The organism is Mesorhizobium sp. M0998, from assembly GCF_040318885.1.
Lineage (GTDB): Bacteria > Pseudomonadota > Alphaproteobacteria > Rhizobiales > Rhizobiaceae > Mesorhizobium.
On record NZ_JAMYND010000028.1, the window covers coordinates 77,639 to 84,802 of the forward strand.

General features: G+C 53.4%; 7 protein-coding genes. 5 read left to right on the forward strand and 2 right to left on the reverse strand.

What is annotated here, in order from left to right; genetic code table 11:
* Positions 1–48: 48 nt before the first annotated feature.
* Together NKH59_RS23930 and NKH59_RS23935 are read right to left on the reverse strand one after the other, a co-directional pair.
* On the reverse strand, positions 49–759 hold the full coding sequence (locus NKH59_RS23930; RefSeq protein WP_353023277.1) for a pYEATS domain-containing protein: 711 nt from the start codon (positions 757–759) through the stop codon (positions 49–51).
* Positions 756–1,451, reverse strand: coding sequence for a toll/interleukin-1 receptor domain-containing protein (locus tag NKH59_RS23935; protein WP_353023279.1), 696 nt, complete (start codon positions 1,449–1,451; stop codon positions 756–758). Before NKH59_RS23935 ends, NKH59_RS23930 begins: the two co-directional genes overlap by 4 nt.
* A gap of 263 nt (positions 1,452–1,714) precedes the next feature.
* Here NKH59_RS23935 and NKH59_RS23940 point away from each other — a divergent pair, with 263 nt between their 5' ends.
* From NKH59_RS23940 to NKH59_RS23960, 5 genes are all read left to right on the forward strand, one after another.
* Complete coding sequence (locus NKH59_RS23940) at positions 1,715–2,530, forward strand: lipase family protein (RefSeq protein WP_353023281.1); 816 nt, start codon at positions 1,715–1,717, stop codon at positions 2,528–2,530.
* Positions 2,455–4,140 (forward strand): serine protease, encoded by a 1,686-nt coding sequence (locus tag NKH59_RS23945; protein ID WP_353023282.1) that lies wholly within the window; start codon positions 2,455–2,457, stop codon positions 4,138–4,140. The genes NKH59_RS23940 and NKH59_RS23945 overlap by 76 nt, the downstream gene beginning before the upstream one ends.
* Before the next feature lie 190 nt (positions 4,141–4,330).
* Positions 4,331–4,828, forward strand: a complete 498-nt coding sequence (locus NKH59_RS23950; protein ID WP_353023284.1) for a TIR domain-containing protein — start codon at positions 4,331–4,333, stop codon at positions 4,826–4,828.
* A 669-nt stretch (positions 4,829–5,497) separates the two neighbouring features.
* The gene (locus tag NKH59_RS23955) at positions 5,498–6,460 is read left to right on the forward strand and encodes a toll/interleukin-1 receptor domain-containing protein (protein WP_353023286.1); all 963 of its coding nucleotides are present in this window, start codon (positions 5,498–5,500) and stop codon (positions 6,458–6,460) included.
* Positions 6,461–6,463: 3 nt separating this feature from the next.
* A complete protein-coding gene (locus NKH59_RS23960) occupies positions 6,464–6,943 on the forward strand; it encodes a hypothetical protein (RefSeq protein WP_353023287.1) in 480 nt (159 codons plus the stop codon).
* Positions 6,944–7,164: the final 221 nt, after the last annotated feature.

A 7,164-nucleotide genomic window follows, 5' to 3' on the forward strand; every position in this document is an offset into this window, starting at 1 on the left:
AGTGGAGTCGCTGATTGCCCCCTTCCGTCCTGGTCACTCGCAAGAGACTCAAACCTTGCCAATTATCCCAGGCATGTATCTCAGCACCCTGTCGGCTGTGTCCTCCGGCGACAGACTGAAATCAGCAATCACAGGCTCACGTGATGCGAGCAAACTATCACCAGCAACACTCGCTTGGGGCGAGACTATCGGTATTATTTCAACATCGTTTCTAACCAGCTCAGTTACCTCTCTAGCCTGCCACTTGCTTAAATTTTCTCCAACGAACACTAATGCAACATCCGGATGCAAGCTATCGAGCTTATCCTGTAGTGTCTCTCCGGATGCAACGCTAGAGTTTACCGCGTTGACCACCCTTGCTCCTTTGTCCCTCAGAGCGTTTGTAACTTTTTCGACTGCTTCAGTATCTGAAAAAGCATAGGAGACGAAAACACGAAGTTGGTTGGGTGCGATTACCCCCTCAATCGGTCGGGAGCTTAATCTTAACCAATGAGCAAGTCGCAAATCATCCCCGCTAGTTTTGAACTTAATCGAAGCGTGAAGCAGAAACTCACCCCACCCCGAAGACGCCAATGAGAACTTACTGGAACGATCCCGCACTGTCCGAACGGGTTCCGGAAATGTCGGGTGCAACTCGTATCGGACCATCTCAATTCGGTCGAGTTCTTCTGACGATGCATCAATCCATACCCGCCAGCGCCAACGATCATCCGGGTACTCGGACTCGACTGCCACGGCCTGCTCAATGCGGTAAGTCACGAATTGACCCTTTCGAATTTGACCGAAATGTATTGACGCGATACCGCGCATATCCACTGCGCTCGGTCGGCAGAAATCTCGACTTCGACGTGATGATCCCTGCTCGGAACTGTTGGCAGTGTGATTACCAAGCCTCCTGCATCTAGCATAACACGGTCCGTGTCTCTGAATTGGGAGAAGCGGGCTTCACGGCCACAACGGTATCGCACCTGAAAACTCCTCCGATTTGTAAGGAACGCCCGAATAATTTCCTCGTCATCAATCAGCAGTTGGATCGGTGCGCCCGCGTCGGCCCTCCAAACACCTAGATGCTCAACCATATCCAACAAGGCCAGGTATGGCGCTCCCGCATCGAACGGTATGTATTCACGATCCGGGTAGGGCGTCTTGTCCCATGCAACTCGGCTATCGACCAAGGCAATGCAAGGCCTATTTAGTTCAAGAGCGAAGCCAAACTCAGTCAATACCCACGGGTGCGTAGGCCAGCCACTCTTGTCCTCGCGATAAGTGCAGAGCGCGATAAGGACATCGGCATCTGATATTCTTGATTTTATCTCTTGCGTCAGCACTGCCCCGCCAAGGCGGCGTCCCGTCACCGGGGTTGCGCCAAAAGCATGGACGATGTCGCCGAGGCGTTGGACCAGAGGACGGTCGGCATCAGAAAATGAGTGAGCGATAAAAACCCTATCCATTGATTGACCGCTTGCTATGGCCTGCCCGAAGAGGCAATTTGACACTATAGATATAGTTTTGGCAGCGAAGCATATTCGATGCTTTCTTGACGCCAGGGGCGACACCTCTGTGCAGGATTCTTTTCAGCAGCGAGAACAAACTCATGCCCCATGTTACGTTCATTCACGGTATTGGCAACAAACCGGCACCCGATCCCCTGCTTAATATTTGGCGGAACGCGCTAGGTTCCGGCCTCGACGGGTTGGATCTAGGAGCCGAAGGAGTGTCCACGTCAATGGTTTACTGGGCGGATGTAATGTATCCGGAACCGGACGCAAACGTCGCTGCCTATGAGAGCGTCGGAGAACTAGTTCCCTCAGATGTCGATGCATCATCATCAGCCTTAGTCCCTGGGATAGAGACCCCTAGTGAGGCGCTTTTCTTAGCTATGATCGCGGCGAAAACCGGAGGCCTCCTCGCAGCCGCTGAAGCTGCCGAAGCCGTTCCTGAGAACCGTATGCTCGACGGTGTAAGCTTGGAACGGGTGCCGCTACCCTGGGGGTTAAAAGCAAAATTTTTGGAAACCTATCTCAGAGACGTTCACCATTACCTATTTGATGCGGACTTTGAATGCAGGCCAGGAAGCCGGTTCCACGTTCAGCAGGAGATACGCTCACGCTTTGTCTCAGCTCTTGCTGCCGCTCCGAATGGCGAGCGCCATTATGTTGTCAGCCACAGCATGGGTACCGTTATAGCATATGATTGCCTAATGCGGGTTCCTGAGTGCCCTCCCGTTGACGGGCTAATTACTATCGGAAGCCCGCTCGGCCTTGACGAGATTCAGGATAAGCTTGCTCCCGAGTGGTCTAGAGCAATGGGATATCCCATAAAATTGAGAGGTGATTGGGTTAACATATTTGACAGATTGGACGTTGTTGCTGGATTTGATCCATTTATCGCTAATGATTTCCTTAAAGATGGGATCAAAGTCGTTTCCGACATTGCGGTTCGCAATGATGGTGCTTGGAGACACTCTATTACGAAGTATATGCGGCAGGCATCACTCCGAAAAGCGTTGACTTCTATGCTTGGCTTCTGATTTTAGCCATACTAGGAGCCAACGTGATTATATCACATTTGCACAAAGAAGAGGCTTTACGCTTTATACACGAGCTGGCCGTGGGGAATCCCCCTCCCGCTAATGACACCGCCATTGTTGCATTGGGCTTAAGAGATTCTCGGGATTTCGGTTTGTTGATTGATCTCGCCAAATCCGCTAGGAACCACCGCTCAGATTCACCAATTCTTCAGACGTACCACGCGCAGGCGGCGATCGAGTTGGGTGACTACCAAGGCGCACTAGGTATTCTCTCAACCGTCGAACTTATGCCAGGACTGAACAGCACGATATCTTCGGAAATCTACGGCCTTCGAGGTCGAGCTCTGAAAGAGATTTTCCTCCATCTTCCTGACAAGACTTCCGAGATCGGTCACGCCTATCTTTCAGGCTCAATTGCGGAATATAGAAAGGCGTTCAGGCTTGGGCGAGATTGGGCCGCCGTCAATATATTGGCACTTTCGCGGCTGGGTCAGCACAACTTCGGACAATTGGACCAGAATTTCCAATCTGAAGTTGAAGGCCGGGAATTGCTGACAAAGCTTGATCAAGCTCCCCACTCAACTCGTGACCTTTGGTATCACGCTACACGTGCAGAACTCCGAATAGGGTTCGATGACATTTCTGGTGCCCTTGACGAGATCGCTGCGTATCTAAGCGATCCCAGCGTTACCAGCTTTGCTGTCGCGGGCACGCTCAGACAGTACACCGAAGTTTGGAACCTGCCAGCCGTGAGCGACGAGGGCGCGGGAATAGTCGAGGCCCTACAGGCGCGATTGTTGCAGATGAATTACGGCCAACTCAGACTTAACCATGCTGTGGATGCGGCGGCAGGTAAGGCAGAGGCACTTGGAACCAGAAACCTAGAGGCCTTACTTGGCCCAGAGGGAGTAAAATCTATACAGTGGATGAGGCGTGGTACCGAAGTGGCCCGTTCGGTATGCGCAATTCGGCAAATCGGAGGGGGAAAGATTGGCACAGCATTTGTAGTCGCTGGCGGCGATTTCATTCCATCTCTCGGCGCTGAGCGTGTCGTGCTCACGAACTCTCATGTTGTCAGCGGAACGCAACCAGGGTCGTTACATCCGGACGAATGTGAAGTAGTATTTGAAGAGATCGGTGAGCTCTCTAATACACCGATTCCAATCAAAGAGCTGGTTTGGAGTTCACCAATCGAAAGGCTTGATGCAGCCATCATTAGATTGGTTCTACCCATAGTTGCCAGCCCACTTTCGCTCGCCCCGAGACTACCACTGGCCGATGGCCTGCAGAAGGTCTACCTGATCGGTTACCCACGTGGTGACAACTTGAGCATCTCGATCGACGGCAATGTGTTGCTAGACCACGAAGGGCCGGCTACCGGAACTCCACCGGAGCCAACTATCCGACGACGTTTACACTATAGCGCTCCTACGGAAAAAGGCAGTTCAGGCAGTCCAGTCTTCAATGCCTCGAAATGGGAAGTCATAGGATTGCATCACGCGGGAGGGCAAATACCGCGCCTAAACGGGAAGAGTGGCCTTACCAGTGCAAATGAGGGCCTGTGGATCCAAGCCGTTGCCGAGGAGGCAAAGCTCACGTCTAACATCTAGCTGGCAATTGAGAGAGCGCGCCTGAGAACAAATAAGGACAACCGGAGGTCGAGGACGTTCATCCGAAACTCCCTCGCCAGCCAATCTTCACGGCGTCTTATATTGTGCTCATTGAATAATATTTCTGAGTTGATAGATTTCAAGCACGGATCTGTATGTCTTACATTTTAGCGGCGGCGGAGGGGAACCAATGGGGTACAGAAATAAGACGTACGTCATTTTTGACGGCGACAACGACATGTGGGCATATGCCTACATGAAAGGTTGGAAGAAAAGTGAGCACATAGATTTCGATTTTCACGACGCTCATGACATCAACGGCATCCGCGACGGATCGAGTGAGGATACCGTCAAAAGGAGACTAAGGGAGAGGCTTAAGAATACGAAGCAAGCAATAGTTCTTGTCGGCACCAGCACGAAGAACCTTTATAGATATGTCCGATGGGAAATTGACATGTGCTTGGAGCTCGGCATCCCGGCTTTGGTTGTCAACCTTAATGGAAGCAAAGCAATCGATGATTATTGCCCCCCGCTTCTTCGGAAGAAGGACGCAATGTTTGTGTCGTTTAGGGCAAAGATAATCTCGTACGCGATGGACGACTATTTCGATAACTATCGGGGATCTTATCACGGCCACTCAGACGATTGGCATTATCCTGATAAGATATACCAGAATCTAGGCCTATGACTTCGGCATATTTGCCAGCTTTTCACCTTACAGGAACATCGTTCGATGTGGTGTCACGGCAGATGCGGAATGCTTATAGCTTCGCTTCAAAAGGCACGATGTAGGTGCGAATCGGCGTGCAAAATTGGACGCCAATCCATGGTCAATTTTGAAAGCCATTCGACATTCGGCTAACGCCGGCCGTGCGTAGTCGTCGTCGCGTCCTGACTGACCTTGATAGTACGTTTGCCGCGGCTGGAGGCGCCAAAGCAGGACAAGGAGGGTCGAACCTTCGAGGCATCCATGCCCGCCAAAGAATCTCTCGATGCTACATCCGAGGATGCTGGCCGGATCGCAGCCGCCGTCTAGTGGGCGACTTCAGGCCGGAAGAGGCGAGGCGGATTTGGTCGTGTGGCAGCAGGCCACATCGAGTAAAGAGCCGTCTGAACGGCGGCTTCAGGCCGGGACCAGAACTCTGCCTGGACTTTAAGGGCAGCGATGCGCTGCATCATTTCGCGGAAGGAGTCATTGGGAGAGGGCTTGGGTCAAACCCGACCACATCCTTGAGCAGGCGTATCAAGTTAAATTGGTACCGCTATGATATAGACTACTACAACGGTACTCCGCTGGATTCGGACCGTATCGTGTTCGAGGTCGAACCACACAGGCACAAGTTTTTACGAGGGCGTATTGGCGAGCGTATTCTTCTCATATTCTCACGCGGACGAGGCACTCAGGGATCAGCTCGAAAAGCAGTTGTCGATGCTCAAGCGCCAAGGAGTAATCGATACCTGGCACGATCGCAGGATCGGAGCCGGCCAGGAATTCGCCCAGTCGATCGACGAGCAGATCAACCGTGACGACATTATCTTGCTGCTCGTCAGCGCTGACTTCCTAGCCTCCAACTACTGCTACGACATCGAGATGAAGCGGGCGATGGAACGCCATGAGGCCGGGGAGACGATCGTCATCCCGATCATCCTGCGGGCTTGCGACTGGCATCATGCGCCATTTGGCAAGCTCAACGCGGTGCCGCGCGACGGTAAGCCGATCACCCAGTGGGCGGACATCGACGAGGCATTCCTTCAGGTCGCGAAAGCCATCCGGGAGGCAGCGGTTGGACGAAACAAGGCAGCGCCATCACAAGTATCTGCCATGGACACATCGGCCATCGCCCAGCCAGCGCCAGGTGCCGCTGAAGGGCCCCGTTCCAGCAACCTGCGCTTGGCCAAGTCCTTCACACAGCGGGATAAGGACCGCTTCCAAGAGGAAGCATTCGAGTTCATGGCGCGCTTCTTCGAGAATTCACTGGCCGAGCTCGCAGAGCGCAACCCGGGCATCGAAGGAGTGTTTCGACGGGTCGACGCAAACCGTTTCTTCGCGACCGTCTACCGTGACGGCAAGGACATTGCCAAGGCAACCATCTACATGGGAGGCGACAGCTTCGGACGGGGCATCAACTACGTCCAGGGTCACACGACGGCCAGCAACACGATCAACGAGTCCATCAACGTCGAAGCCGACGATCAGACCATTTACCTGACGACTATGGGCATGATGCATTTCGGCGGCCAGAACGAGAAGAAGCTCTCCCACGAAGGCGCTGCGGAACTCTATTGGGAGAATCTGATCCGCCCGCTGCAGGAAAGGTAATCGATGCTTGCACCTGAAGAGTTTACGGTAGGAACGTTTGCCTCGGCACCCGCCGGATGCCTGATCCTGCCCCGCAACAAGCACGAGGCGACCGCCATTGTCGGGCTACTCAACGAGGCACCGACAGCTGTCTTTCTCGGCGATCGGTTCCAATTCCACTATTTCCCAACTGCCGGCTCGCAGAATTGGTCCGGCCTGATCATTCCGAATGTCCGTGTTGAGGTCGATGAGTCGACTGCCTTCGATCCCGCTTATGGCAATTCATCCTTAGGTACCATGGTGAGGGCAGCCACCCAGTTGAGCATCTACGCCAGGACAGAACGATCTTTTGGCCGGCACGCAGCGGTGCCGCTGGTGTCAAACCTGCCAGCTACCTATGACGGCGAAGTCGGGTTCACGAAATGGCAAGTCGTGCTTGGGTCAGGCCCCGAGAAGCGGATACTCCTCAAGATCGACGTTCAGACCGCAGATCAATTGACCTGAGACCCTTGTCTCCTCTGGTTTGGGAGAGAGTCCGGGGTTTCGTTTCTGGCCTTAGGCGGCCTGTTTTTCCAGTGTGCATTTCATTGCGAGTTCGGCCGGCGTCATGTTGCCGATGGCCAAGTGTGGTCGGTGATGGTTGTACAACACGACGAGAGAACGCCCACGGGACCGAGGAACGCAAGTTTCTTTATCCATGGCATCCCTGGGCCGGGCGTTGTGTT

Coding starts and splice junctions, on each gene's coding strand:
- NKH59_RS23935 (WP_353023279.1), bottom strand. CDS start 1,451: ATGGATAGGGTTTTTATCGCTCACTCATTTTCTGATGCCGACCGTCCT.
- NKH59_RS23950 (WP_353023284.1), top strand. CDS start 4,331: ATGGGGTACAGAAATAAGACGTACGTCATTTTTGACGGCGACAACGAC.
- NKH59_RS23960 (WP_353023287.1), top strand. CDS start 6,464: ATGCTTGCACCTGAAGAGTTTACGGTAGGAACGTTTGCCTCGGCACCC.